Genomic DNA, 26703 nt, shown 5'->3' with positions numbered 1-26703 from the left:
GCTAAGGCTCTGGCCTGATCAGCAACTTGCGCATCACGGCGTGATCTGTTAAAATGAAAAAACGGCCAGGCCCCGGCGGTCTGGCCGTTTTCTGTTATTCATTCCGGGCCCGCCCTGCTGGCGCGGCCTGAGTCTTCACACGGAGGATCTTTTGTTGCTATGGTAAAACGTCTTCTCTGCGCGGGATGCGCCGCTGTGCTGCTGGCCGCTTCGCTGGCCGGCTGCGGCAGCCCCGCTTCCACGTCCGCTTCCGCCTCTCAGGCTTCCTCGGCCAGCGCCGACCCGGCCATGGCCGGATGGGAGAAATACACGGCCAGCTGGTATGATGTGTTCGACACCGTGACCACCGTGATCGGTTACGCGCCCAGCGAGGAGGAATGGGACCGGCAGATGGACGCTTTGCATCAGGATCTGGCCGAGTACCACCAGCTGTACGACATCTACAACCACTATGAGGGCGTGACCAACCTGTACGACCTGAACCACAGCGCGGCCCAGGGCCCGGTGGCGGTGGATGAGCGGATCATGGACCTGCTGGTGGAATCCAAGGAAATGTACAAGACCACCAGCGGCCAGATGAATGTGGCCTTCGGCGCAGTGCTGAGCATCTGGCACGACTACCGGGAAGCAGGCCTGAACGATCCGGACAGCGCCCAGCTGCCCCCCATGGAGGAGTTGACTGCCGCCAGCGAGCATTGCAGCATCGACGACCTGGTGCTGGACGAGGAAGCCGGTACCGTCTACTTTGCCGATGACCAGCTTCAGCTGGACGTGGGCAGCGTGGGCAAGGGCTACGCGGTGGAGATGGTGGCCCGGGCCGCCGAGGAGCGGGGCCTGGCCAGCGCCATTCTGAGCGTGGGCGGCAACGTGCGCACCATCGGCCACAAGCCGGACGGCACCCAGTGGACCGCCGGCATCCAGGACCCCTGGGCCTCGGCGGACATGGCCGGTCAGGTGGTGAACGACGCGCCTTATCTGGTCTCCGTTTACATGGAGGACATGGCCCTGGTGACCAGCGGCGACTACCAGCGTTTTTACGAGGTGGACGGCGAGCGCTACAACCACATCATCGACCCGGACACCCTGATGCCCGCGGATCACTTCTCCGCCGTGGCGGTGCTGGTGCCGGACTCCGGCCTGGGCGACTGCTTGTCCACTGGCCTGTTCTGCCTGACTCTGGAAGACGGCCAGGCCCTGGTGGAAAGCCTGGAGGGCGTGGAGGCCATGTGGATGCTGAAGGACGGCTCGGTGGTCTACTCCTCCGGCTTCGGCGATTCCGTCAAGGCCACCCTGGAGGTTATTCGCCGGAAAGCAGGATGCGGTCGTCGTCCAGCTGCTTGCCCGCGTTCTCCCGGAACAGGCGCAGCAGGTCCTCCACCGAAAGCCCGGCCCGCTGCTCTCCCTTCAGGTCCAGCACGATGCGGCCGGAATCCATCATCAGGGTGCGGTTGCCCAGCTCCAGAGCGCTTTGCATGTTGTGGGTGATCATCAGGCAGGTGATCCTGTTTTCCGCCACGATGCGCCGGGTCAGCTCCAACACCTTGTCGGCGGTGGCCGGGTCCAGCGCGGCGGTGTGCTCATCCAGCAGCAAAAGCTTGGGGGTGACCAGCGTGGCCATGAGCAGGGTCAGCGCCTGTCGCTGGCCGCCGCTGAGCAGGCCCACCGGCTGACTCAGCCGGTCCTCCAGACCCAGGCCCAGACCGGCCAGCTTTTCCCGGAACAGAGCCCGCTCGGCCTTGCCGATGCGGCCGAAGCTGGCCCCCTTGCCGCTGGCCCGCAGATAGGCCAGGGCCAGGTTCTCCTCAATGGTCATGCGGGGTGCGGTGCCCCGCAGCGGGTCCTGGAACAGGCGGCCGATCTGGCGGCTGCGCCGGTGCTCCTTTTCAAAGGTGATGTCCCTGCCGTCCAGCACAATGCGGCCGCTGTCGGTGAAGAAGCTGCCCGCGATGGCGCCGAACAGGGTGCTCTTGCCCGCGCCATTGGACCCCACAATGGCAGCGAAGTCCCCCGGCTCCAGATGCAGGCTCAGCCCGTTCAACGCGTGTTTTTCGTTCACGGTACCGGGCGCGAAGGTCTTGCTCAGATTTTCCAGATACAGCATCTCAACGGCCCCCTTTCTGTTTTGCGGCAGCTTTGCGCTTTTCCAGCCGCAGCCGGTCCGCCAGCGCGGGCCAGCCGATGGCCACCGCCACGATCACCGCGCTGATCAGCTTCAGGTTGGCGGGGTTGGCGCTGGCCCGCAGCGCGAACACCATCAGCACCCGGTAGATCACCGAGCCCACGATGGCTCCGGCGATGCAGCGGCCCACGCCGCCCCGTCGCACCACCACCTCACCGATGATGAGGCTGGCCAGACCGATGACCACCACGCCGGTGCCCAGGCTCAGGTTGCTGGACATCTGGTACTGGGCCAGCACGCCGCCCGCCAGAGCGGTGAGGCCGTTGGCCAGGCACAGGCCCACGGTGATGGTGAAGGAGGGGTCAATGGAGGAAGCGGAGACCATATCCCGGTTGTCGCCGGTGGCCCGGATGGAAAGGCCCAGCTGGGTCTTTAAAAAGAGCGCCAGCAGCACGCCCACCACACAGGTGATGAGGGCCACGGTGATCAGCTTGCCGTAGCTTTCGCCCAGAAAGCTCTGGGTGTAGGTGAAGATGGTGTCCACCTTTAGAAGCGGCAGGTCGGCCCGGCCGCCCATGGCCCACAGGTTCACGGTGTACAGGCCGGTCATGGTGATAATGCCCGCCAGAATCGCCTGGATCTTGAGCCGGGTATGCAGAAAGGCGGTGACAAAGCCCGCCAGAAGGCCCGCGCCGAAGCCGCCCACCAGACCCAGCACCGGCTGGCCCAGACTGGCCAGCGACGCGCTCACCGCACAGCCCAGCACAAAGGTACCGTCGGTGGTCAGGTCGGCGATGTCCAGCGTCCGGTAGGACAGATACAGCGCCAGAGCGACCAGGGCGTAGATGAAGCCCTGCTCCACCGCTCCCTGCAGCAGCATGATGCTCATAAACTCACTTCTCCTTTTCAACACACGGATGGCCCGCCGCAGGCTGCGGCGGGCGCTGATGCTCCCGGTTTTATTCCACGCTCACGTAACCCTCGCCGGACAGATCGAACACATTGGGGTCGATGCCCAGGGCGGCGGCGGTGGTGGTGTTCACGGTCACGATGCCATCGTTCAGCACCTGCACCGGCATGGTGGCCGGGTCCTCGCCCTGCAGCACCTGCACGGCCATCTGGGCGGTCAGCTCGCCCAGCTTGGTGTAGTTGACGCCGGTGGTGGCCAGACCGCCGTCCCGCACCAGACTGTCCGCTGCGGTGTAAACCGGCACGCCGCCCTTGATGGCCTCATCCGCCAGCACGCTCATGGCGCTGGCCACCGTGTTGTCGATGGGCACGAAGATGGCGTCCACGCCCTTGCTCACCAGGTTCTGAGCGGCCATCTGCACCTCGCCGGGGGTGGTAACGGTGCTCTCCACCGCCTGAATGCCCTTCTCCTCCAGCACCGGGCGCAGGGCCTCGATGGTGGCGGCGCTGTTGCTCTCGCCCAGGTTATAGACAAGGCCGATGGTCTTGGTGTCCGGGTCGTTGGCCAGCACCAGATCCAGAATCTTGGCGGTGTCGATGTAATCGGAGGTGCCGGTCATATTCTCACCGGGGGCCTCCATGCTCTTGGCCAGCTGGGCCGTCACCGGATCGGTGACGGCGCTGTACACCAGCGGGATGTCGGTGCCCTGCACCGCCGCGGCGGCAACGGTTGCGGCCGGGGTGGCGATGGGGATGATCAGGTCAACCTTATCCGACACGAACATTGTGCAGATATCCTTGATGGTGGCCGCGTCGCCCTGGCCGTTCTTCAGCTCCACGTTAATGGTCACGCCGGCGGCCTGCGCCTGCTGCTCCAGCTCGGATTGGATGGCCGCGGCGATCTCGTCCAGGCTGGAATGGCTGGTGTACTGCAGAATGCCCACGGTGTAGTCCGCACTCTGGCCGCTGCCGGAGGCGGCAGAAGCAGTGGAAGAGGCGGCGGAGCCGCAGCCCGCAAGGCTCAGGGCCATGGCAGCGGCGGCAAACAGGGCGGTCAGTCTGGTTTTCATGGTTTTCATCATCGGTCTTCCTTTCGTTGTGTGGTCATGGGTGGGTCGGCGTACTCTTTTCAACATCCTGCCCGCCATCGTGTGGAAAACCGGTTGTCTTCGGCATAGCGTTTCATGCGTGTGCCCTCCTTTGGTGCATCGTTCGGTGTACTCGCCGGGCAAAAACAAAAGGACCTGCCTTTGCCCATGGCGATGCCATGAGCAAGGACAGGTCCTGAATTTCTTCAAAACTTGCGGTGCCACCTTGCTTGCTTCCCCAAAAACGGAAGCCACCTCACCGGGCGCCAACACGCCCTGCCTCTGTAACGGGAGGTACCCGGCCCAGACTACTGAAAGCGCTCGCGCTCTGTTCGCCCTGCCCTCGGCGGTCCATTTCAGGCCTTTCGGCCCCCTGCCCCGCTCTCTGCCCGGTTCCCAGCAACCCGGACTCTCTGGAAGTGCGCTGTGCAGTTTTATCTCCGCCTCATCGGTTTAGGCTCATTAAACCACAGGCCCGCCGGTTTGTCAAGCACATTTTAACAATTTATCATAAAAAAGCAATTTTCGTTTTTTCTCTTGCAGATATTACAAATGGTATAATAATACAGATGTGTAAATTTTGCTTCAACCACTGGCCCTTCGCCCTTGGTTGGTGTATAATAGAACTATTCTGTGGCAAAAAACAATATCAAGGGGGAGGTCTTTTCTCCCCCCTGGAATTAGGAGGAAATCCCTTTGAAACATGCAATGATCCGTTTGGCCGCGCTGGCCCTGGCTGTTTCCATGGCCGCCGGTCTTGTCGCCTGCGGCGGCACCGCTTCTTCCGGCAGCACCAGCACTTCCGCTGCGTCCGACTCTTCTTCCGTCAGCGCCGCTTCCCAGGTGGAGATCGACTTCTCCAAGAACCTGACCGAGGACGGCAAGTGGGCCGACGTAAATCTGACCGATTACGTGACCCTGCCCGACTACAAGAACATCTCCATCCCCGCCGATGAGGTCAACCCCACCGAGGAGGACCTGGAGAGCCAGCGTCAGACCTTCGTGGAGCAGTACGCCACCCCCACCGAGATCACCGACCGTGCCGTTGAGGACGGCGATCAGGTGAACATCGACTACGTGGGCAGCGTGGACGGCGTGGAGTTCACCGGCGGCAACACCAATGGCGCCGGCACCACCGTAACCGCCGGTTCCACCGCTTACGTGGATGACTTCCTGACCCAGATCATCGGTCACAAGCCCGGCGAGACCTTCGACGTGGTGGTTACCTTCCCTGAGGATTACAACGACTCCACCGACGCCGACGGCAACACCATGGTGCTGGCCGGCAAGGAAGCCGTGTTCAAGACCACCATCAACTACATCGAGGGCGACCCCATCTACCCCGAGTTCAACGACGCCTTCGTGGCTGAGAACCTGCAGAGCCAGTACGGCTGGACCACCGCTGCTCAGGCCAACGAAGAGATCACCAAGACCCTGACCGAGTACAACAAGTCCCAGTACCTGCAGAACTACCTGCTGGAGAACGCCGAGGTGAAGGAGGTTCCCGAGGTGATCACCAACACCCTGCTGGAGCAGGAGGAGGCCAACCTGAACAACACCGCTGCCGCCAACGGCCTGCCCGTGGAATACCTGCTGATGATGTACGGCTACGAGGATCTGGACGCCTTCCGCGAGGCTTTCAAGACCCAGTACACCGACCAGATCAAGCTGCAGATGATCTTCGAGGCCATTGCGGATGCCGAGGGTCTGCAGCCCACCGATCAGGACCTGAAGGATGTGTTCGGCGACAACTACGACACCGCCCTGGAGACCTACGGCGGCACCGCCTATCCCCTGCATAAGCTGCGCATCGACAACGGCTACAACTTCGTAATGGAGAACGCCACCGTGGCCTGATCGCCGCCTGATCGTTCCATGCAGCAACGAAACCGCCCGCCGGAAGCGTTCCGTCGGGCGGTTTTTTGTTGTTTTTCGGCGGGAAGGTGTCAGTTCTCCTCCACCCGGGCCAGCTGGGTCAGGTCGTAGGGAGTATCCTGATACACATAGTAGTTCAGCCAGTTGGTGTAGAGCAGAAAGGCGTGGGCACGCCAGCGGTAAACCGGCTCCTTTGTGGGGTCGTCGTCCGGGTAGTAGTTTTTGGGCGGCTGGATGGGCAGGCCCTTGTCCACATCCCGGCGGTATTCCGCGTCCAGGGTGTATTTCTCGTATTCCGGATGTCCGGTCACGAAGATCTGACGGCCGGACTCGGTGCTCATCAGATACACGCCCGCCTCGTCGCTTTCCGCCAGAATGCGCAGCGCGCCGCAGGCCTCGATCTGGTCCCGCCGCACCCCGGTGTGCCGGGAGTGGGGGGCAAAGAACACCTCATCAAAGCCCCGCACCAGCGGGTTGGAGGGCCGCATCACCCGATGGGGGAAGATACCGAACATCTTTTGGGGCAAAAGCTCCTTCTGGATGCCGAAGTGATAATACAGCGCCGCCTGCGCACCCCAGCACACATGCAGGGTGGAGTACACATTGGTTTTGGAAAATTCCATGATGCGGCACAGCTCGGGCCAGTAGTCCACCTCTTCAAAGGGCAGCTTCTCCACCGGCGCGCCGGTGATAATCATACCGTCGAAGCGCTGGTCCTTCACCTCGTCGAAGGTCTTGTAAAAGGCGGAAAGATGCTCGCCCGCCACATGGGTGGCAGCATGGCTGGCGGTGTGCAGCAGCGTCAGCTCCACCTGAACGGGGCTGTTGGCCAGCAGTCGGGCCAGCTGGGTCTCGGTGGCGATTTTAGTGGGCATCAGGTTCAGCGCCAGAATCCGCAGCGGGCGGATCTGCTGGCTCTCGGCCCGCTGGCAGTGCATCACAAATACGTTTTCCTTCCCCAGCGCCGTATAGGCGGGCAGGTTCTGCGGGATGATCAGCGGCATGGCTCGCTCACTCCTTTGGTTTGATGGTCTGCCCCGCCGGCCTCCAGCGCGAAGAACAGCGCGCAGGGCACGGCCAGCAAAAAGGTGGGCAGCAGATAGCGGATCTCATTGGTGGAGGCAGCAACGATCACCGAGGCAATGTTGCACGCCAGCGGCAGCAGTGCGGGCCAGCGGCGCAGCAGATCCCGTCCGCTGCCGCAGAAAAAGGCCAGAGCCACCGCCGCCAGATAAAATACATGGCTGAAGGGACCGAGGCCCCGGTCCAGCCGCCACACATTGGTGTTGTTGCGCAGAATCTCGGTGGTGCACAGCCAGGGATTCTGCAAAAACAGCTCCAGATACAGCCGCAGAAGCTCCGCCTTGTTCTGCCCCGCGGCCAGAATGAACAGATTGTTGAACACGTCGTTCACACCCGCGCTGTCCTCCAGCAGGGGCACAAACTGCTGCTCCCGCTCGCTGGGGGTATAGCTGCCCAAATCCCGGGTCCAGCACAGGCGCTGGGCGCGGGTGAAGTGGGCGGTGTCCGGGTTTTCCAGGCACTGAGCCACATAGTCCATGGGCAGCAGCTCTTCCATGCGGCGGCGCTGCTCCTCGGTCATCTCGCCGCCCCGCTGGTCCACCGCCACGATGCCGGTGGCGTACACCTGCACCGCAAAGCCGTTGGCCGGGTGCTGCACGTTTAAAATCGGCGCGGCCACGCCGTCCACCAGAACAATGCAGGCGGCGCACACCGCCACCGCGGCCAACAGGCACTTCTGCCGGCGGCAGATGCCCCGGACCAGCAGCCACAGCCCCGCCGCCAGCACCAGCACAAAGCCGTTGTGGCGGAACAGACCGGTGAAGGCCAGCGCCGCGCCGAGGGCGATTCGATGAGGCCAGGTAAAGCGCAGGTCTTCTGCCAGCAGCCGCATCATGTAGTAGAGCACCACACCGGTGCAGAGGGCGGCGGGCATATCCTTGATGGGGCTTGCCGCCGCCTGACCCACCACCGGGCCAAGGCAGCCGCCGCACAGACAGGCGCACAGGGCAAACAGCCCCATACCCCGCCGGTAAAACCAGGCGGCAAAGGCGGTGAGCAGCCCGGCCAGCGCCAGCAGCTGCACCGCCACCAGCAGCCCGGGCTGCTGGCCCAGCACGCCCAGCAAAAGGGTGTGGGCCAGGGTGTGCACATCGTTCAGCGGGATCTGGCCCCGCAGCATCTCCAGCTGGTATTCCAGATCAAAGCTGCTCTCGTAGGGGAACACCCGTGCCCAATACACCGCCAGCGGCAGCAAAACCGCCAGAAAGAACCACAGCCCCGGGAAGGGCGGACGCTCCTCACTGCGGGCGGCTCTGGCCTTTTTTGCCATCCGGCGCAGCGTGCAGAGCAGCGGCGGGCCGGCCAGCGCCCCCAGCACAAAACCGAAGGCAAGGCCCTTGTACACCGGCCAGTACCAGGCGGCATAGTAAGCGTCCGCCACCGGCTCCAGCAGCATCACCGCCGCCAGAATCACCCCCAGCACCAGAGAGGGCAGCACCCAGCCCCGGCCCCGCCAGCTTTCCTTCCAGAAGGCGGGTTGCCACCAGCCTCCGGCTGCCACGGCTGCCGCCAGAGCCAGCGCCCCGGCCAGCCAGGGATGGCCCAGCGCCAGCAGACCGGCGCAGCCCCAACCGCACAAAACGCCCGGCACCATCGCCCGGAGGGTTCCGGGCGACGGCGGGGCGCAGTGCGCTGCCATTCTTTGCAGCATTCGTTTCATCTTATACCTGTTCCAGAGCCTGGGCGATGTCGTCGATCAGGTCCTGAGCATCCTCCAGACCGCAGGACATGCGCACCAGATCGGCGCCCACACCGGCGGCGGCCAGCTCAGCGTCATTCATCTGACGATGGGTGCTGCTGGCGGGATGCAGGATGCAGGTGCGGGCATCGGCCACATGGGTCTCGATGGCGCCCACCTTCAGGTGCTTCATGAACGTCTCAGCAGCAGCGCGGCCGCCTTTGATGCCAAAGCTCACCACGCCGCAGCTGCCATTCGGCAGGTACTTCTGAGCTAGATCGTAATACTTGTTGCCGGGCAAGCTGCAGTAGTTCACCCAGCTGATCTTGGGGTGCTTCTCCAGGTAGGAAGCCACGGCCAGCGCGTTCTCGCAGTGGCGCTTCATGCGCACATGCAGGCTCTCCAGACCCAGGTTCAGAATGAAGGCGCTCTGGGGGCTCTGCACGCTGCCCAGATCGCGCATCAGCTGCGCGGTGGCCTTGGTGATGTAGGCGCCGGCCAGACCGAAGCGCTCGGTGTAGGTCACACCATGGTAGCTCTCGTCCGAGGTACACAGGCAGGCAAACTTCTCGGGATAGGCGGTCCAGTCGAACTTGCCGCTGTCCACGATGCAGCCGCCCACGGCAGCGCCATGACCATCCATGTACTTGGTGGTGGAATGGGTCACGATGTCCGCGCCCCACTCGAAGGGACGGCAGTTCACCGGAGTGGCGAAGGTGTTGTCCACGATCAGGGGCACGCCATGGGCGTGCGCCGCTTTGGCGAACTTCTCAATGTCCAGCACGGTGAGGGCAGGGTTGGCGATGGTCTCGCCGAACACAGCCTTGGTGTTGGGCCGGAAGGCAGCGTTCAGCTCCTCCTCGGTGCAGTCCGGGTCCACGAAGGTGAACTCCACGCCCATCCGCTTCATGGTCACCGCAAACAGGTTGTAGCTGCCGCCGTAGATGCTGGCACTGCTCACCACATGGTCGCCGCAGCTGGCGATGTTGAACACCGCATAGAAGTTGGCTGCCTGGCCGCTGCCGGTGAGCATGGCGGCGGTGCCGCCCTCCAGCTCGCAGATCTTGGCCGCCACATGGTCGCAGGTGGGGTTCTGCAGGCGGCTGTAGAAATAGCCGGATGCCTCCAGGTCAAACAGCTTGCCCATATCCTCGCTGGTGTCGTATTTAAAGGTCGTGCTCTGGATGATGGGGATCTGGCGGGGTTCGCCGTTGCCGGGGGTGTAGCCGCCCTGGACGCATTTGGTATTGAAACGAAGATCCATGATCGTTTTCCTCTCTTTTTCTTGGAATTGCGGCGCCGAAAAACAGACCGTATATTCAGTATTTTACTGGATTAAAGCACATCTTGCAAGAGCCTCTCCCCCTGCCGGGCAAAAAACCTTTTAACGGGTGGGCATGCACATTCTGAACAACGTTCACAATCGTGCATTCCTTGTGTCTTTTTTCCTTCTTCGTCTTGACATCACCCTGCTGCCCGGCCATAATGAACATCGTTCAGAAACAAATCCGGCCCGCCTTTGGGCCTGTGCAATTCCGAAAGGAGCAATTCTTATGACCACTCAGCTGATCGCTGCCATCATCACCATTACCCTGGCGCTGTGCTTTTACACCGTGGGCGTGTTTTCCGAGCGCCGGGCCCACACCCTGCAGAAGCGCCACGTGATCCTGTTCTGGTGTGGCCTGGTGTTCGACACCACCGGCACCACCATCATGTCCACCATGGCCCACGGCTCCGGCCTGCTGAGCCCCCACGGCATCACCGCCGCGCTGGCCATCGTGCTCATGCTGTTCCACGCGGTGTGGGCCACCCTGGTCTACACCCGGGGCAACGCGGAAAAGCAGCACAGCTTCCACCGGTTCAGCATCCTTGTGTGACTGATCTGGCTGATCCCCTACGTGCTGGGCATGTTCCTGGGCATGCAGGGCTGATATCGAATCCCTCCAGACAAACAGAAAGCAGCCGTGCGGAAACTCCGCACGGCTGCTTTCTGTTTTATCCGTTTGCCTTGCTCTCCAGCAATTCGTTCATCTGGCGCAGCGTCTGCAAACAGTTCACCGCCAGGGTGTTGAAGTAAAGGCTCTCCTCCAGGCGGCCGAAGGCCTGGGGGCTGCGGCCGGTGTCGAAGAAGGGCACCAGCTCATTTTTGGTGTAGCTCAGCTTGATGCGCAGGATCGCGTCCTCCAGGTTGTCCAGCACCTCGGCGGCCATCCGGCTGTGGCCGGTGCCCAGCAGCTGGGGACGGCTGCGCAGATAGGCGTTGATCTGCTCCAGTTCACTGACCAGCCGCCGGTTCATGGGCAGCATCTGGCTGTAGAACTCCTGCTCGGCCTGGCTCATCCCCTTCAGGCTGCTCTTGATCTCGTTTTCCACAAGATGCGAGCGCACCAGCCGGTCCCGCATCCGGTTCAGATCCTGACTGCCGGAACGGCAGTATTCCCGCACCTGGCCCAGCAGGCTCAGATCCAGCTCGAACAGCTCCTCCACGCTTTTGCGGAATTCCCGTCCGGCGGTGTTGGGCAGCAAAAACCGGTTGGCCAGCGCGGCGGTCAGCGCCGCCAGCGCCACATAGGCCAGCCGCAGCTCCACCGATTCCATCAGCCCCAGCCGCAGCTGGGCCAGAGTCATGCCGTAGCAGGTGGAGTAAACCGTCATGGTCCAGGAGGTGACCGGCACATAGTACATAAAGCAGGTCATCACCGCCATGATGGCGATGTACTGGGGCATGGTGTGGAACATCGACATCAGCAGAATGGATACCACCGCCCCGCCCAGCGTGCCCAGAATGCGGTTGCCGATCTTCATCCGGCTCTCCTCCGCGTAGGGCATCAGCATCAGAAAGGCGGTCATGGGGTACCAGTAGGCGTGCTCCAGCCCGGTGAGCCAGACAAAGCCGAAGCCCAGGCAGAGCACCGCCGAAAGCCGCACCGCAAACCGGGTGGTGAACTGGTCCAGCCCGAAGGCGTACCGCACCCCCTTCACCTTGTTCTGGTCGCCGGGCAGCTTCCAGTCCTTCAAGGGACGGGCCGGGTGCACCTGCTCCAGCGCCTCCAGCGCCACGCCGAACACCCGCAAAATCTCGCCCATGGCCTCATTCTGCCGCTCGTCACTCAAAGCCGGACCGGCCCGCAGCTGGTCCAGCTGCCGGCGCAGCTCCGGATGCTCCGGCCCGTTCAGCTCCCGCTCGGCCCGACGGAACAGCTCCGCCAGCTCCAGCAGCCAGGCAGCATCCGCTTCACCGGGCTGCCAGCCCGAGGGCACAAAGTGATCGGTGAAATAGTAAAACCGCTGGAACAGCAGCATGAACAGATAGTTCACCTTGCCGTAGCCGTTGGCCAGGTAGGTATATCCCCGGCTGCCGTAGATGACCTGGGTCATGTGGATCATCATGGACGGCAGCGCGGCGTGCTCGGCGCTCACGCTCTCGCCCCGGGCCAGCTTTTCCAGCTGGGTGCACAGGTTGTCCATGCCCTTGCGCACGGTGCCGAAATGCCTGCGCCGGTGAATGATCTTTGCGTGAATCCACAGCGCCGCCGTGACCACCACCAGACCATAGGCCAGCACCGCCAGCTGCATCGGCAGCTGGGCGGGCGTGATGGGCATCAGCTGCAAAAAGACAAACTCCATGCCATAAACGAAATAGGCCTTGGGGCTGAATTTGGAGCTGAGCAGATACACCAGCACAAAGGGCACCACCAGATTCAGTGCCAGTGTCCACCAGAGACCCCGCCCGGCCGCGAAGGCCGCCAGGCACACCGCGGCCATCATCACCGCCGTGCGGGCCAGCTCCCGGGGGCGGAAGTCCTGCCGGTGACGGGTTCGGAATACCAGGGTCAAAAAGGAGGTCATCACCACATACCGCACCCCGAAGATGCCCCAGATGCTGAACAGCAGGGTGAGCGATACCAGAATGGTGGGCAGCGCCGCCGCCCACCTGGTGCGAATGGCAGGCAGCTTTTTCTGGGTGAACTCGGCCCAGGCCGCCGTCCATTTTCCCCCGCTCATCGCATCAGGCGGCGCACCATGCGCTCGCTGGCCTCGCTGAAGGGCGGGAAGGCGGTGCGCATGGGGAACAGTCCCCGCTGCAGCACACTGCGCTGATGGGAGAAGGTGAGGAAGCCCTCATGGCCGTGGTAGGCCCCCATACCGGACTGGCCTACCCCACCGAAGGGCAGGTCCGGGTCCAGAATATGACCGATGGTGTCGTTCACGCTCACGCCGCCGCTGGCGGTGGAATCCAGCACCCGGCGCACCAGAGCCTTGCTTCGGCTGAACACATACAGCGCCAGCGGCTTCTCGCCCCTGTTGATGATCTCCAGCGCCTCGTTCAGCTCATCGTAGGCAAACACCGGCAGCAGCGGGCCGAACAGCTCCTCCTGCATACAGGCTGCGTCCATATTCTCCGGGCAGAGGATGGTGGGCTCGATGTACCGATCCTCTGCGTCCACCCGGCCACCGCTCCGGACAAACGCCCGGTCCTCCTCCAGAATGCGGGAAAGGCGGCGGATGTGGCCCTCGTTCACAATGCGGCCGTAGTCCGGGCTCTTCTGGGCATCCTCGCCGTAAAAGCGCCGGATGGCCCCTTCCAGCCCCTGCAGAAATTCCTCTTGGATGCTCCGGTCCACCAGCACATAATCCGGGGCCACGCAGGTCTGGCCCGCGTTCATCAGCTTGCCCCAGGCAATGCGCTCGCAGGCGGTGGCGAGATGGGCGCGCCTCGGCCACATGGGGGGTGAGCTCGGAGGGGCTGACCACCGCGCAGTTGCCCGCGGCCAGCGCCTCGGCCAGCGGCTCCAGCAGCAGCTGCACCGGGTAGTTGTAGGGCCCCAGAATGTACACACAGCCGTAGGGCACCGGCTCCACCCGGCCGCGGCCGGGGAACAGCTGCATGGGCGAAAGCTTGGTGCGGGGCTTCATCCAGCGGGCCAGGTGGCGGCGGATGTGGGAAATGCCCGCCAGCACCATGCCGATCTCGCTGGCGTAGCTTTCAAACCGGCTCTTGCCCAGATCCTGTGCGAGGGCTTCCTCCAGCGCCGGGGCATGCCGCTCCAGCGCCTTGTAGAGTGCCTCCAGCTGGCCCAGCCGGAAGGCCAGCGGCCGGGTGGCCCCGGTGGCAAAGTATTGTTTCTGCGCTGCCAGCAGCGTGCGGGCAGCTTCCTCGTTTAATCGTTCATTTTTCATGGGATTCTCCTGATCGTACCCTGGGACGGGCCGTTGTATAAGTCTCTTCTGCGAGTATTTCCTCGTAACTATTACTATATCATAAACCCCCGGTCAAGACAAAGCAGTCGACCTTTCACCTGCCAGCAAAAACAGGGCGCGCACCGAAAACCGGTGCGCGCCCTGAAGTGCTCTTTATGTAATTGGTACGGATCAGCCCACAAAGGCAGCGGCGGACTCGCCCGCAATGCGGCCAAACACAGTGAAGTCGCTCACCGCGTTGCCCCCCAGACGGTTGGCGCCATGCACGCCACCGGTCACCTCACCCGCGGCATACAGACCGGGAATGGCCTCGCCGTTCTCGTTCAGCACCGCAGCGCTGGTGTCGATGACCAGGCCACCCATGGTGTGATGCACACCGGCGGTGACCTTGATGGCATAGTAGGGGGCGGTGTCCAGCGGTTCAGCAAAGCTGGTGCGGCCGAACTCGGGATCGGAACCGGCCTTCACATAGCCGTTCCAGGTTTCCAGAGTGGTGGCAAAGGCAGCCTCGTCCATGCCCGCAGCCGCGGCCAGCTCCTCAGCGGTGTTGCCGGTCACGGTGTAGCCCTTGGAAATATAACCCTGAATTACGCTGGAGGCATCGGCCATCTTCTGGTCCACCACCAGCCAGCTGTAGCTGCCGGTCTGAGCGATCTCAGCGGCGGAAACCACGTCACGGGTACCCACCTCATCCACGAAGCGCTTGCCCTCGGCGTTCACCAGAATGGCGCCGTCGCCGCGCAGGCCTTCCGTGATCAGAGCGGCGGTATCCGCCTGAACGGTGGGGTGGATCTGGATCTGGTCCATATCAACCGTGGCGGCGCCTGCAGCCACTGCCATCTCGATGCCCTGGCCCAGGATGCCGGGGGCGTTGGTGGTCATGAAGCCCTTCAGCTGGGGAGCATACTGCTCCACCATTTCCAGGTTGGCGCCAAAGCCGCCGGTGGCCAGCACCACAGCCTTGGCATTCACGGTTACGGTATTGCCGTTCTTGTCGGTGGCCTCCACGCCGGTCACTGCGCCGGACTCATCGGTCAGCAGCGCATTGGCGGTGGTCTGGGTCAGCAGCTGAACGCCCCGGCTGGTCATGTTCTCCTCCAGCTTGGGGATCATGTAGCTGCCCACGGAAACCACCTTGCCCTCGGCGTCCAGCGGGCGATGGATGCGCTTAACGGAAGCGCCGCCAAAGCTGGAAACGCTGGGCATCTCGATGCCGATGCCGGCCAGCCAGTCAATGGCGGGGGCGCTGCCCTCGCACAGGGTAGCCACCAGCGCGGGATCGTTGATGCCCTTGCCGCCGATCATGGTGTCCAGCTCCATCAGCTCCACGGAATCAAAGTAGCCTTCCGGCGCGGCCTGATAGGCATCCCACTGCTTCTGCACCTGGGCAGCTAGCTGGGTGATGGTCTCGTTATCGGCATAGGCCTTGGCAGCTGCCAGCGTCTTCTCCACGCCGGCAGCCTCCTCAAAGGTGTTCTTCTGCTGTGCTTCGGTCTCGGCAGCATTCAGGCCGCCGGTGGCGCGTACCGAGTTGCCGCCCACCAGGGCCTGGCTCTCCAGCACGATGACCTTTTTGCCTGCATCGGCGGCGGTGATGGCAGCGGTCATACCCGCGCCGCCCGCGCCCACGACCACCACATCGGCATCGTAGGTGGTGTCGCCCGCAGGCTCAGCGCTGCCCGCGCCGCCCGCGTAATCCGCGGCATCCAGACCGGCAGCGGCCAGAGCGGCGGCCGCGGCAGCCTTCACCGCGTCGGAGGTGATGGTGGCGCCGGCAATGGCGTCTACTTCCACGCTGTTGTTTTTCACGATGTCGGCGGTCACCTGCTCGATGGCCTTGTCGCCGATGCCGGGGGTCTCGTCCTTGCCCTCGGCCTCGCAGCCGGTAATCACGCTGTTCTCCAGGGTCAGGGTGACGGTCACATCGCCGCCCATGCCCTTTGCGGTGCCGGTGAAGCTGCCGCTTACACCCGCGCTGCTGCTTGCGCCCGTCTGGCCGCAGCCGGCCAGGCTCAGTACCAGGCTGCATGCTGCCAGCAAGGCAATGATCCGTTTCTTCATGGTCATTTCTCCTCTTTTTCGCTGTTTTTCCGCCGCAAAGGCGGATTTTCACATAACCAGTGTACCGTAAGCCTCTCTGGCGCAAAAGGTTTTGAAGCTAATCAAACCCTTTTGAAAGTTTTTTAACAAACGAATCCGGCGGCATCCTGTCGCTTCCCGCCTCTGCCCGGCGGCTATTCCGCCGGGATGTATTGGTACAGCATGGAGGGGCGGCCGCCGGTCTGATAATCCACGGTGCTGTGCAGCACGCCGGTCTCCACCAGATGGTTCACATAGCGGCCCACCGTCACCCGGGACAGGCCCACCGCCTCGGAGATCTCCTCGCTGGTATAGGCTTTGCCCGCCTGGGAGCGCATATATTCGCGGATCTTGTCCAGCGTGCGTTTCTGCAGTCCCTTCTTCAGCGCGGGCTCCTCGGCCGGAGGCTGTGCCAGCAGCCGATCGATCTGCTGCTGGTGCAGCCCGTCCTGCTCGCTCATCCGGTCCAGCTGCCGCCGCTGGCTGCAGAAACGGACCAGCGCCTGCTCGAACCGCTCGTATTCAAAGGGCTTGACCAGATAGTCCGTCACACCCAGCTCCAGCATGCGGCGCACGGTACCGCCCTCGTTGGCGGCACTGACCACGATCACCCCCGGCCGGGGCGTTACCTCCGCCAGCTTTTTCAAAAACTCCAGCCCGTCCATCACCGGCATATAATAATCCAGGATCACCAGATCCGCCGGGTTTTCTTGTAGCCAGGCCAGCGCGGCCTCGCCGTTATGGAAGGTCTCCTCCACGGAAAACTCCCCCTGTGCCTGTACATACTGCTGATTGATGGCCCGCACCATGGGGTCGTCCTCTACAATGATCACTCGATACATGACGATGCCTCCCTTGCTTGTGTGGCGATGCTCACGGTAATCCCCGTTCCCTCGTCCGGCTCGGTGTCCACCTGGATCTGCCCGCCCCAGGCCTCCACGATGCTGTGCACCAGCGAAAGGCCGGTGCCCCGGTTTTCGCCCTTGGTGGACACGCCCTGCTCAAAGATGCGCTCCATCACCTGCGGCGGGATGCCGCCTCCCGTATCCTCGCACTGGATCAGCAGGCCCTGCCCGCTGCAGTAAACGCCCAGACTGATCTCCTTCACCGGATGATCCCGGCGATCCAGCTCCTCGATGGCATTTTCCAGAAGATTGCCCACAATGGTCTCGCAGTCCTCCGGGGGAATGATCAGATCGTCCGCCATGCAGCGGCTGTCCGGCTTGAGGGTGAGCAGAATGCCCTTTTCCTTTGCTCGGATCATCTTGCCCAGAATCAGCGCCGCCAGATGCGGCACCGCGATCCGCTCGGACACCGCTGCCAGCGCACTGGCGGGTAGCAGGGTGCTGCGGGTGATGAACTCCACCGCTTCCGTCAGGCGGCCCATCTGGATGTAGCCCAGAATCACATGGAGCTTGTTGTTGAATTCATGGTTGTAGGCCCGCAGCGTATCCACCAGGAAGCGGGTGCCGGTGAGCTCTTCGGCCAGTCGGGTCACCTCGGTCTTGTCCCGGAACACGCTCACCGCCCCATCGCAGACTCCGTCCTTGCACAGCGGAATGCGGCTGGTGATGATCCGCCTGCCCCGCAGGTCCATAATCACGTTGTTCTGTGCCCTGCCGCTCTCCATCACCTGAGGCAGTCGAGTCTCCGGGAACAGCTCCGTGATAAGGGTCCCCTCCACCGCCTGCCCGGGCGGGATATCCAGCATGCGCCGGGCGGACGAATTCATCAGAATCACCCGGCTCTGGCGGTCAATGGCAAACACGCCCTCGTCCAGTGCATCAAGAACTCCGCTCTGCTGCAGATACATGGCGGCGAATTCCTCGGGGCCGTGCCCCATCAGGGTCCGGCGCAGCCGCCGCATCATCTGGCGCACCACCACCAGCGCGATGAGCGCCAGCAGCAGCGCAAACACCAGATAAACCGCCAGGATCTGCCCCCGGGTATACACCATGCTTCGAATCAGCATGGATGCCATCACAAACCCTGCCACCCGGCCGGAATCATCCCGCACCGGGCAGAAGGCCCGCCGCTGCTCCCCCAGCGTGCCCCGGCCGGTGGTGATATACGGGTCGGCTCCCTCCAGGGCGGGCTGTTCGTCGCCGCCCACAAAGCGTTTGCCGATCAGTGCCTCATTGGGATGATACAGCCGCACCCCGGCGGCATCGCATACGGTAATGATCTCGACGGAGGACAACGCCAGCACCTGGTTCAGATATTCCTTCAGCGCTTCCGGGTCGCCCTGGCCCTGCAGCGTCTGCAGCACCTGGGGCATGTGGGCCACAATGGCTGCCGTGTCGGCAATGGTACGGTCCACATGGCGCTTCTGGCGGTAGATGCTGTAATACAGGGTGATGCTGATCGAGATCAGCAGCATGATGGCGATGCCGCCGATCAGCGTGGAGTACAGCTGCCGCTCAATGGTCCGTTGTTTCAACGTCCTCGCTCCTTTCCGCCCTGCGGGCACAGCGGCCCCGGCACAGACATGATAGCACACCGGTCGGCTCCTGTCCACGAGAGCGTTGGCCGGTCTGTTCCCAGCATCCACCTCCCCGGCAGGCGGACGACGGTTGCTTTTTTGGCCAGTACGGAAGTCCTTCTTTTCGTCGTTATTTCTCTTGTGAAATAACGACTGCTGTGCTAAAATCAGAACAGAGTTGATCGGCGGCCCCGCGCCGCTTTGAAAAAGGAGGACAGGCAATGGCATTCGGTGCACTGATCCCCGCCGCCGGGCTTTCCTCCCGGATGGGCCGGTTCAAGCCGCTGCTGCCTCTGGGCGGCAGCACCTTTCTGGACCAGCTGCTGCACAGCATGCGTGCCGCCGGTGTGGGGCCGGTGGTGGTTGTGACCGGCTGGCACGCGGAGGAGATCGATGCGCATCTGGCAGGCCAGCCGGAGATTTTTGTGGTCCGCAGCCCGGAGTATGCCCACACCCAGATGTTTGACTCCATCCGGCAGGGCCTGCCCCTGCTGCAGGGCCGGTGCAGCAGGTTTCTGCTCACGCCGGTGGATGTTCCGCTGCCATTGCCCGAAACGCTGCGCCGTCTGCTGGAGCATCCGGCCCCCTTTGCCCGGCCGGTTTACGGGGGCCGCCGGGGCCACCCCGCCGCGCTGGATGCGCATCTGATCGAACCTCTGCTGGCCGCGCCGCCGGGTCTCAGCCTGAAAACCGCGCTGGCCCGGGCCGGGGTGCTGCCCGCTGATCTGCCGGTGGAGGACGAGGCTGTGCTGCTGGATGCCGACACTCCGGAGGACTACGGCCTGTTGCTGAGCCACCTTGCCCGCCGGGAGCACACCGCCCGCCCTCTCTGGCCGCAGCTGCGGCTGCAGCTGTGGGGTGAGCAGCCCCTCTTTGACGAGGAGATGATCCGCTTTCTGGAGCTGGTGGAGGCCTGCGGCTCGATGCAGCACGCCTGCAAGGGAATGCACATCTCCTACACCACCGGCTGGCGGCGGATCGCCGCAGCGGAACGCACGCTGGGCTTTGCCTTGCTGGAACGGGAGAGCGGCGGCGTTCAGGGCGGCGGTTCCCGGCTCACCGAGGAGGGCCGGACGCTGCTGCACCGGTGCAGCGCCATGCAGCGGGAGCTGCAAGCCTGCTGCCACCGGATTTTTGAAAAACATTTTTCTGATTACATCCTGCCCGCGCAGGACTGAAAAAAGTCATTTATGGGAGGAACCGTTATGAAGCTGATGAAGACCGAGGATGCGGTGGGCCAGGTGCTCTGTCACGACATCACCCAGATCATTCCCGGCGTGAAAAAAGGCCCGGTGTTCAAAAAGGGCCATGTGATCCAGGCCGAGGATGTGCCCGTGCTGCTGAGCGTGGGCAAGGACCACATCTACATCTGGGAAAACGACGAAAACCACCTGCACGAAAACGACGCGGCCGAGATTTTACGCCAGCTGTGCCAGAACGAATATATGAGCGCCAGCGAGCCCAGCGAGGGCAAGATCGAGCTGACCGCCGAGGTGGACGGCCTGTTCCTGGCCGATACCGAGCGCCTGTTCCGGCTGAACCGGCTGGGCGAGGTGATGGTGGCCTGCCGCCACAGCGGCTTTGCGGTGAAAAAGGGCGACAAGCTGGCCGGCATGCGGGTGATCCCGCTGGTGATCGAGGCCTCTAAAATGGAAGCCGCCCGCGCCGCCGTGGGTGAGGAGCCGCTGTTCCGGCTGGTGCCCTTCCGGGAGCTGAAGGTGGGCGTGGTGACCACCGGCAACGAGGTGTTCTACGGCCGCATTCAGGATTCCTTCACCCCGGTGATTGAGAAGAAGCTGGCGGAGTACGGCTGCCGGATGGCTTGGCACACCGTGCTGAATGACGACCACGAGAAGATCACCGCCGCCGCCAACGAGATGCTGCGCAAGGGCGCGGACATGGTGCTGTGCACCGGCGGCATGAGCGTGGACCCGGACGACAAGACCCCCCTGGCCATCAAAAACACCGGGGCCAGCGTGGTGAGCTACGGCGCGCCGGTACTGCCGGGGGCCATGTTCCTGCTGGCTTACGCCGAAGGCAACCGCCCGGTGTGCGGTCTGCCCGGCTGCGTGATGTACGCCAAGCGCACCATTTTCGATCTGGTGCTGCCCTATCTGGTTGCCGGGGTTCCGGTCACCGCCGATCAGCTGGCCGCCTACGGCAACGGCGGGCTGTGCCTGAACTGTTCGGTGTGCACCTTCCCCAACTGCGGCTTCGGCAAGGCCTGAGCCATCACTTTATATAAAGGAGCATTCCCATGCCGTTTACTCATCTGAATGAAAAAGGCGAGGCCATCATGGTGGACGTGACCGAAAAGGCCGTCACCCACCGCACCGCCATCGCCTCCGGGCGCATCTCCATGAGCGCCGAGTGCTACCAGGCCGTGAAGGAAGGCAGCGCCAAAAAGGGTGATGTGCTGGGCGCGGCCCGGGTGGCAGGCATCATGGCCACCAAGCGCACCGCCGACCTGATCCCTTTGTGCCATGTGCTGGCGCTGACCAAGTGCGCCGTGGATTTTACGCTGGAGGACGAAAGCCACTCCATCACCGCCCGCTGCACCGTGCAGTGCGAGGGCAAAACCGGCGTGGAGATGGAGGCGCTCACCGGCGTTTCCACCGCGCTGCTCACCGTATATGACATGTGCAAGGCCATGGACAAGCGCATGGTCATCTCCGACATCCACCTCTGCGAAAAGCAGGGCGGCAAAAGCGGCGACTTCGTGTTTTAAGCCGCGCAGTTTCCCCCGCGATTGATCCTTTTGCTTCAGCCCGGTGTAAATCCACAGGGTTTGAAAATAAATCTCCCTGAAATACGGGAAAAGGAGTTTTATCCATGAAAAAGGCATTCGCACTTGCCGTAGTCTTCGCACTGGCATTCTCGCTGGTGGGCTGCGGCGGCGGCGCATCTTCCGCCGCTTCCGGCGCGGCGTCCGCATCCGATTCCCAGACCGAAACGGATGCCGAACCGGTTGAGCTGACAGTGTTTGCTGCCGCCAGTCTGACCGAGACCCTGAACCAGATCGCCGAGGACTACAAGGCCGTGGCACCCAATGTGACCCTGACCTTCAACTTCGATTCCTCCGGCACCCTGAAGACCCAGATTCAGGAGGGCGCAGTCTGTGACGTGTTCCTCTCGGCCGGGCAGAAGCAGATGGACCAGCTGGACAAAACCGCCGATGCCAGCGTGAACACCGAGGGCCTGGACTTTGTGGCCGAGGGCACCCGGGTGAACCTGCTGGAAAACAAGGTGGCCCTGTGTGTGGCCGAGGGCAGTGACGCCTCCATCGCCAGCTTTGACGACCTGGCCAAAGCTCTGGAGAGCAGCGACATCCTGATGGCCATGGGCAACAGCGATGTGCCGGTGGGCCAGTACACCCAGCAGATCCTGACCCACTACGGCCTGGACGAGGAGGCCCTGGCAAACGCCGGCAAGATCACCTACGGCTCCAACGTGAAGGAGGTCACCACCCAGGTCACCGAGGGCAGCGTGGACTGCGGCGTGGTCTACTGCACCGACGCCTACAGCGCCGGGATCACCCCCGTGGATTACGCCACCGAGGAGATGTGCGGCCAGGTGATCTACCCTGCCGCCGTGCTGAACATTTCCCAGCACAGCGAGGAGGCGCAGGCCTTCCTGGATTATCTGCAGACCGACGCGGCCATGCAGGTGTTTGAGGAAGTGGGCTTCTCTCCCGTCAAATAATCACAAAGAACGGGGCAAGGCGAATCTGCCTTGCCCCGCTTTTCGGATTGGAGTTTTCCACATGGACTGGTATCCCCTGTTGAATTCTGTGCGCATCGCTGCCATCAGCAGCGTGCTGGTGTTCTTTTCCGGCATTTTTGCCGCCTATTATGTGGCCCGGCTGCCCCGGACGGTGAAGGGCCTGCTGGACGTGGTGCTCACCCTGCCGCTGGTGCTGCCGCCCACGGTGGTGGGTTATTTCCTGCTGCTGGTGTTCGGCGCAAAGCGGCCGCTGGGCATCTTCCTCGCCAATTTCGGCATCAAGTTCGTGATGACCTGGTACGGCGGCATCCTCACCGCCTCGGTGGTGGCCTTCCCGCTCATGTATCGCACCGCCCGGGGCGCCTTTGAAAGCTTCGACGAGCGGCTGGCGGACGCGGGCCGCACGCTGGGGCTTTCCAACACCTACATCTTCTGGCAGGTGCGCATGCCCGCCTGCCGCCAGGGCATTCTGGCGGGCGCGGTGCTGGCCTTCGCCCGGGCGCTGGGCGAATACGGCGCCACCAGCATGCTCATCGGCTACACCCCCGGGCGCACCGCCACCATCTCCACCACCGTGTATCAGCTCTGGCGCACCGGCGACGACGCGGGCGCCTTTGCCTGGGTACTGGTGAACCTGGCCATCAGTGCCGCGGTGCTGCTTACCGTGAACCTGCTGGAGCAAAAGCAAAGGAGGAGCGCCCCATGAGCCTGTTTGTGGACATTGAAAAGGACCCGGGCTCCTTTCACTTAAAGGTAAAGCTGGAAACAGACGGCGGCATCACCGGCCTGCTGGGCGCTTCCGGCTGCGGCAAAAGCATGACCCTGCGCTGCATCGCCGGAGTGGAAACGCCGGACCGGGGCCGCATCGTTTTGGACGGCCGCGTCCTTTTTGACTCGGAGCAGCGCATCAACCTGCCGCCCCAGCAGCGGGGGGTGGGCTATCTGTTCCAGAGCTATGCCCTCTTCCCCACCATGACCGTGCGCCAGAACCTGCTGGCAGGCCTGCACCGGGAAAAGGACAAGGCCAAAAAGCAGGCCCTCTACCGCCAGGCGGTGGAACTGCTGGGCCTTGCCGGGCTGGAGCAGCGCCGCCCGGCCGAATTATCCGGCGGGCAGCAACAGCGGGTGGCGTCCGGCGACGTGCTGCTGGTGACCCACAGCCGGGACGAGGCCTACCGCATGTGCGGCCGTCTGGCCATTCTGGACGAGGGCGAGCTGCTGCGCTGCGGGGCCACCAAGGAGGTATTCGCCGACCCGGGCAGCCGGGCGGCGGCACGGCTCACCGGCTGCAAGAACATTGCGGCGGCCCGGCGCATCGGCCCCAACACTGTTCTGGTGGAGGACTGGGGCGGTCTGGAATTCACCACCGCCCGCCCTGTGCCGGAGGACCTGTGCGCCATCGGCATCCGGGCCCACTACTTCCACCCCAAGGCCCCGGCCAACCGGTTCGATGTGGAATACACCGGCCAGATCGAGGAGCCCTTTGAGTGGATCATCCAGATGCGCGCCGCGAACCAGACCCCCGGCATGCCGGACATCTGGTGGCGCATGACAAAAGACAAGCGCCCCAATCCCCTGCCCGGCCAGCTGGGCATCGCGCCGGAAAATATTCTGCTGCTCACCCGCTGAGCGATTGCATCAGGCTTCGCCCGACCATCCTGTTTGTAAACAGGATGGCCGGGCTTTTTTGCGCCTTGCCCATCGAAAAAATGTTAATTTTTTGTGAACCCTCTTGACAAGAAAAAGCAGCAGTTCTACAATGTTAGCAGTCGAAGCGCTAGAGTGCTAAAACAAATAAAATTTCTTACTTTGTTCGGTAATGAAAAGGGGGCTTGCCCAATGAACACCAACAAATTTACACAAAAGACGCTGGAAGCGCTGCGGAGCGCCCAGCAAACCGCCATTGAATACCAGAACCAGACCCTGGAGCCCGAGCACTTGCTCTTTGCGATTGCTAACCAGGAGCAGGGTTTGATTCCCCAGCTGCTGCAGCAGATGGGGGTGGAGCCCGGCAATTTCGTTTCCGCCGCTGCTCAAAAGGTTTCCCTTCTGCCTCACGTGACCGGCTCCGGCCGGGAGGCGGACAAAATTTATATCTCCGCCGCCACCGATAAGGTGCTGAACGCGGCCGAGAGCACCGCCACCGCCATGAAGGACGAGTATGTGAGCGTGGAGCACGTGTTCCTGGCTCTCATCGAGAACCCCAACAGTGCGGTGGCCGAGCTGATGAAGCGTTTCTCCATCGACAAGAACAAGTTCCTGAGCGTGCTTTCCGGCGTGCGGGGCAACCAGCGGGTGACCAGCGACCATCCCGAGGACACCTACGATGTGCTGAAAAAGTACGGCCAGGAGCTGGTGGAGCTGGCCCGGCAGCAGAAGCTGGACCCGGTGATCGGTCGTGACACCGAGATCCGGAACGTGATCCGCATTCTGAGCCGCAAGCGCAAGAACAATCCCTGCCTGATCGGTGAGCCCGGCGTGGGCAAAACCGCCATCGCCGAGGGCCTTGCCCAGCGAATTGTGCGGGGCGACGTGCCCGAGAACCTGAAGGACCGGAAGGTCTTCAGCCTGGACATGGGCGCTCTGGTGGCCGGTGCCAAGTACCGGGGCGAATTTGAGGAGCGTTTGAAGAGCGTATTGCAGGAGGTCAAGAAGAGCGAAGGCCAGATCATCCTGTTCATCGACGAGCTGCACACCATCGTGGGCGCGGGCAAGACCGACGGCGCCATGGACGCGGGCAACCTGCTGAAGCCGCTGCTGGCCCGGGGCGAGCTGCACTGCATCGGCGCCACCACGCTGGACGAGTACCGACAGTACATCGAGAAGGACCCGGCCCTGGAACGCCGGTTCCAGCCGGTCATGGTGGATGAGCCCACCGTGGAGGACACCATCTCCATCCTGCGCGGCTTAAAAGAACGCTACGAGGTGTTCCACGGCGTAAAAATTCAGGACAGTGCCCTGATCGCCGCGGCCAAGGTGCAGAGCATCCGCGAGCAGATCGAGCAGACGGGCGCCGCCATCGAAAAGGCCGAGCGGGAGTACGATTTGAACAAGGCCGCCGAGCTGAAATACGGCAAGCTGCCCGAATTGCAGAAGCAGCTGGCCGAAGAGGAAAAGAAGGCCGAGGCCGCCGGTCAGGCACAGGACAACCTGCTGCGTGACCGGGTGACCGACGAGGAGATCGCCCGCATCGTGGCCCGCTGGACCGGCATCCCGGTGGAGAAGCTGGTGGAAGGCGAGCGTGAGAAGCTGCTGGGTCTGGAGGACATCCTGCACAAGCGGGTGATCGGCCAGTCCGAGGCGGTGACCAAGGTAAGCGAGGCCATCCTGCGCAGCCGGGCCGGTATCGCCAACCCCAACCGCCCCATCGGCAGCTTCCTCTTCCTGGGTCCCACCGGCGTGGGCAAGACCGAGCTGGCCAAGGCGCTGGCCCAGGCCCTGTTCGACGATGAGAAGAACATGGTCCGCATCGACATGACCGAGTACATGGAGAAATTCAGCGTCAGCCGTCTGATCGGCGCGCCTCCGGGCTATGTGGGCTATGAGGAGGGCGGCCAGCTCACCGAAGCGGTGCGCCGCCATCCCTACAGCGTGGTGCTGTTCGACGAGGTGGAAAAGGCCCACCCGGATGTGTTCAACATCCTGTTGCAGGTGCTGGACGACGGCCACATCACCGACAGCCAGGGCCGTGTGGTGGACTTCAAGAACACCATCATCATCCTGACCAGCAACCTGGGCAGCCAGTATATTCTGGAGGGCATCGGCGAGGACGGCCAGATCAGCGAGGACGCCCGCAAGGCGGTGGACGGCCTGCTCAAGAGCCAGTTCCGTCCCGAGTTTTTGAACCGTCTGGACGAGATCGTTTTCTACAAGCCTCTGACCAAGAACGAGATCGGCGGCATTGTGGAGCTGCAGCTGGACGACCTGCGCCGCCGCCTGGCCGACAAGCAGCTGAAGCTGGCGGTTACCGACGCGGCGAAGGACTTCATCATCGACGAGGGCTACGACCCCATCTACGGCGCACGGCCGCTGAAGCGGTTCATCCAGAGCCGGGTGGAGACCCTCATCGCCCGGGAGATCATCGGCGGCGTGCACAACACCGGCGACACCCTCACCGTGGACGTGGAGAACGGCGCGCTCATCCTGCGCTGATTCCCCTTTCCCAATACGCAAAATGCCCCGTGGCCGCTGGCCACGGGGCATTTTTTCTTACCGCATGATTTTCTTGAACACAAGGAAGGAGTAAACGTAAATCCAGATCACGCCGCCGAAAATCACCACCAGCAGCGCACCCAGGGTGAGCCCCTCGCCCAGAGCCTTTGCGAACAGGCCCAGGAACAGCAGCGCCACGCCCATCACCACAAATGTGATGCCGCCCATGCGCTGGGTGCGGTTCCAGTTGTGCTCGTCCGCCAGCGCCCAGGGGGTGCGGCAGCCGAAGGTGTAGTTCTGCTTGATGCGGGGC

Annotated in this window: 21 protein-coding genes and 2 pseudogenes; 10 read left to right on the top strand and 13 right to left on the bottom strand. The window is 63.0% G+C overall.

Features of this window, described 5'->3' with window-relative positions:
• Nucleotides 1-159 precede the first annotated feature (159 nt).
• Nucleotides 160-1218, top strand: a pseudogene (locus J7G73_RS10160) (FAD:protein FMN transferase); the annotation flags it as partial.
• Nucleotides 1219-1297: 79 nt separating this feature from the next.
• Here the strand turns inward: J7G73_RS10160 and J7G73_RS10155 are convergent.
• The 3 genes from J7G73_RS10155 to J7G73_RS10145 all read right to left on the bottom strand — a co-directional run bounded on the left by J7G73_RS10155 (nt 1298) and on the right by J7G73_RS10145 (nt 4107).
• The gene (locus tag J7G73_RS10155) at nt 1298-2101 is read right to left on the bottom strand and encodes an ABC transporter ATP-binding protein (protein ID WP_291246164.1); all 804 of its coding nucleotides are present in this window, start codon (nt 2099-2101) and stop codon (nt 1298-1300) included.
• Nucleotide 2102: 1 nt separating this feature from the next.
• Nucleotides 2103-3008: an ABC transporter permease gene (locus J7G73_RS10150; protein ID WP_291246163.1), complete on the bottom strand. Its 906-nt coding sequence runs from the start codon at nt 3006-3008 to the stop codon at nt 2103-2105.
• 70 nt (nt 3009-3078) lie between these two features.
• Nucleotides 3079-4107, bottom strand: a complete 1029-nt coding sequence (locus tag J7G73_RS10145; RefSeq protein ID WP_291246162.1) for an ABC transporter substrate-binding protein — start codon at nt 4105-4107, stop codon at nt 3079-3081.
• A gap of 705 nt (nt 4108-4812) precedes the next feature.
• Here J7G73_RS10145 and J7G73_RS10140 point away from each other — a divergent pair.
• Nucleotides 4813-5973 carry an FKBP-type peptidyl-prolyl cis-trans isomerase gene (locus tag J7G73_RS10140; RefSeq protein ID WP_291246161.1) on the top strand — a complete coding sequence of 387 codons (1161 nt, stop codon included), beginning with the start codon at nt 4813-4815 and terminating at the stop codon, nt 5971-5973.
• Between the two features lie 89 nt (nt 5974-6062).
• On the opposite strand, the gene metA is transcribed toward J7G73_RS10140, so the two are convergent.
• The 3 genes from metA to J7G73_RS10125 are packed head-to-tail and all read right to left on the bottom strand — an operon-like array spanning nt 6063 to nt 10016.
• Nucleotides 6063-6995, bottom strand: coding sequence for a homoserine O-succinyltransferase (gene metA / locus J7G73_RS10135; protein ID WP_087293283.1), 933 nt, complete (start codon nt 6993-6995; stop codon nt 6063-6065).
• The gene (locus J7G73_RS10130; protein WP_291246160.1) at nt 6986-8734 is read right to left on the bottom strand and encodes a hypothetical protein; all 1749 of its coding nucleotides are present in this window, start codon (nt 8732-8734) and stop codon (nt 6986-6988) included. Before J7G73_RS10130 ends, metA begins: the two co-directional genes overlap by 10 nt.
• Before the next feature lies 1 nt (nt 8735).
• Nucleotides 8736-10016, bottom strand: coding sequence for an O-acetylhomoserine aminocarboxypropyltransferase/cysteine synthase family protein (locus tag J7G73_RS10125; protein ID WP_087293287.1), 1281 nt, complete (start codon nt 10014-10016; stop codon nt 8736-8738).
• A 289-nt stretch (nt 10017-10305) separates the two neighbouring features.
• Between J7G73_RS10125 and J7G73_RS10120 the strand changes: the two genes are divergently transcribed.
• Nucleotides 10306-10629 (top strand): HsmA family protein, encoded by a 324-nt coding sequence (locus J7G73_RS10120; protein ID WP_291246159.1) that lies wholly within the window; start codon nt 10306-10308, stop codon nt 10627-10629.
• Between the two features lie 118 nt (nt 10630-10747).
• Here J7G73_RS10120 and J7G73_RS10115 read toward each other — a convergent pair whose 3' ends face one another.
• The 6 genes and pseudogenes from J7G73_RS10115 to J7G73_RS10090 all read right to left on the bottom strand — a co-directional run bounded on the left by J7G73_RS10115 (nt 10748) and on the right by J7G73_RS10090 (nt 18473).
• Nucleotides 10748-12757, bottom strand: a complete 2010-nt coding sequence (locus J7G73_RS10115; protein WP_291246158.1) for an FUSC family protein — start codon at nt 12755-12757, stop codon at nt 10748-10750.
• On the bottom strand, nt 12754-13479 hold the full coding sequence (locus J7G73_RS10110; protein WP_291246157.1) for an aldehyde dehydrogenase family protein: 726 nt from the start codon (nt 13477-13479) through the stop codon (nt 12754-12756). The genes J7G73_RS10115 and J7G73_RS10110 overlap by 4 nt, the downstream gene beginning before the upstream one ends.
• Before the next feature lie 49 nt (nt 13480-13528).
• Nucleotides 13529-13933 (bottom strand): annotated as a pseudogene (locus tag J7G73_RS10105) (aldehyde dehydrogenase family protein); the annotation flags it as partial.
• Nucleotides 13934-14125: 192 nt separating this feature from the next.
• Complete coding sequence (locus J7G73_RS10100; RefSeq protein WP_291246156.1) at nt 14126-16015, bottom strand: flavocytochrome c; 1890 nt, start codon at nt 16013-16015, stop codon at nt 14126-14128.
• Between the two features lie 173 nt (nt 16016-16188).
• On the bottom strand, nt 16189-16875 hold the full coding sequence (locus J7G73_RS10095; protein WP_291246155.1) for a response regulator: 687 nt from the start codon (nt 16873-16875) through the stop codon (nt 16189-16191).
• Entirely contained in the window at nt 16863-18473 is a 1611-nt protein-coding gene (locus tag J7G73_RS10090; protein WP_291246154.1) for a sensor histidine kinase, read from the bottom strand. Before J7G73_RS10090 ends, J7G73_RS10095 begins: the two co-directional genes overlap by 13 nt.
• A 263-nt stretch (nt 18474-18736) precedes the next feature.
• On the opposite strand from J7G73_RS10090, the gene J7G73_RS10085 reads away from it, so the two are divergent.
• From J7G73_RS10085 to J7G73_RS10055, 7 genes are all read left to right on the top strand, one after another.
• Nucleotides 18737-19693, top strand: coding sequence for an NTP transferase domain-containing protein (locus tag J7G73_RS10085; RefSeq protein WP_291246153.1), 957 nt, complete (start codon nt 18737-18739; stop codon nt 19691-19693).
• 27 nt (nt 19694-19720) lie between these two features.
• Nucleotides 19721-20743, top strand: a complete 1023-nt coding sequence (locus J7G73_RS10080) for a molybdopterin-binding protein (protein ID WP_291246152.1) — start codon at nt 19721-19723, stop codon at nt 20741-20743.
• A 29-nt stretch (nt 20744-20772) separates the two neighbouring features.
• Complete coding sequence (gene moaC / locus J7G73_RS10075; protein ID WP_291246151.1) at nt 20773-21243, top strand: cyclic pyranopterin monophosphate synthase MoaC; 471 nt, start codon at nt 20773-20775, stop codon at nt 21241-21243.
• Nucleotides 21244-21347: 104 nt separating this feature from the next.
• Nucleotides 21348-22217 carry a molybdate ABC transporter substrate-binding protein gene (gene modA / locus J7G73_RS10070; RefSeq protein ID WP_291246150.1) on the top strand — a complete coding sequence of 290 codons (870 nt, stop codon included), beginning with the start codon at nt 21348-21350 and terminating at the stop codon, nt 22215-22217.
• Nucleotides 22218-22278: 61 nt separating this feature from the next.
• Nucleotides 22279-22944, top strand: a complete 666-nt coding sequence (modB, locus tag J7G73_RS10065; RefSeq protein ID WP_291246149.1) for a molybdate ABC transporter permease subunit — start codon at nt 22279-22281, stop codon at nt 22942-22944.
• Nucleotides 22941-23867, top strand: a complete 927-nt coding sequence (locus J7G73_RS10060; RefSeq protein ID WP_291246148.1) for a sulfate/molybdate ABC transporter ATP-binding protein — start codon at nt 22941-22943, stop codon at nt 23865-23867. Before modB ends, J7G73_RS10060 begins: the two co-directional genes overlap by 4 nt.
• Before the next feature lie 210 nt (nt 23868-24077).
• Nucleotides 24078-26390, top strand: coding sequence for an AAA family ATPase (locus tag J7G73_RS10055; RefSeq protein ID WP_291246147.1), 2313 nt, complete (start codon nt 24078-24080; stop codon nt 26388-26390).
• Nucleotides 26391-26447: 57 nt separating this feature from the next.
• On the opposite strand, the gene J7G73_RS10050 is transcribed toward J7G73_RS10055, so the two are convergent.
• A partial coding sequence (locus J7G73_RS10050) for an SdpI family protein (protein ID WP_291246146.1) occupies nt 26448-26703 on the bottom strand: 256 nt, incomplete at its 5' end.

The organism is Allofournierella sp. (genome assembly GCF_017889395.1).
GTDB lineage: Bacteria > Bacillota > Clostridia > Oscillospirales > Ruminococcaceae > Allofournierella.
The sequence above is the reverse complement of the archived record's forward strand: the minus strand, read 5'-3'. Positions and strand labels throughout refer to the sequence as shown.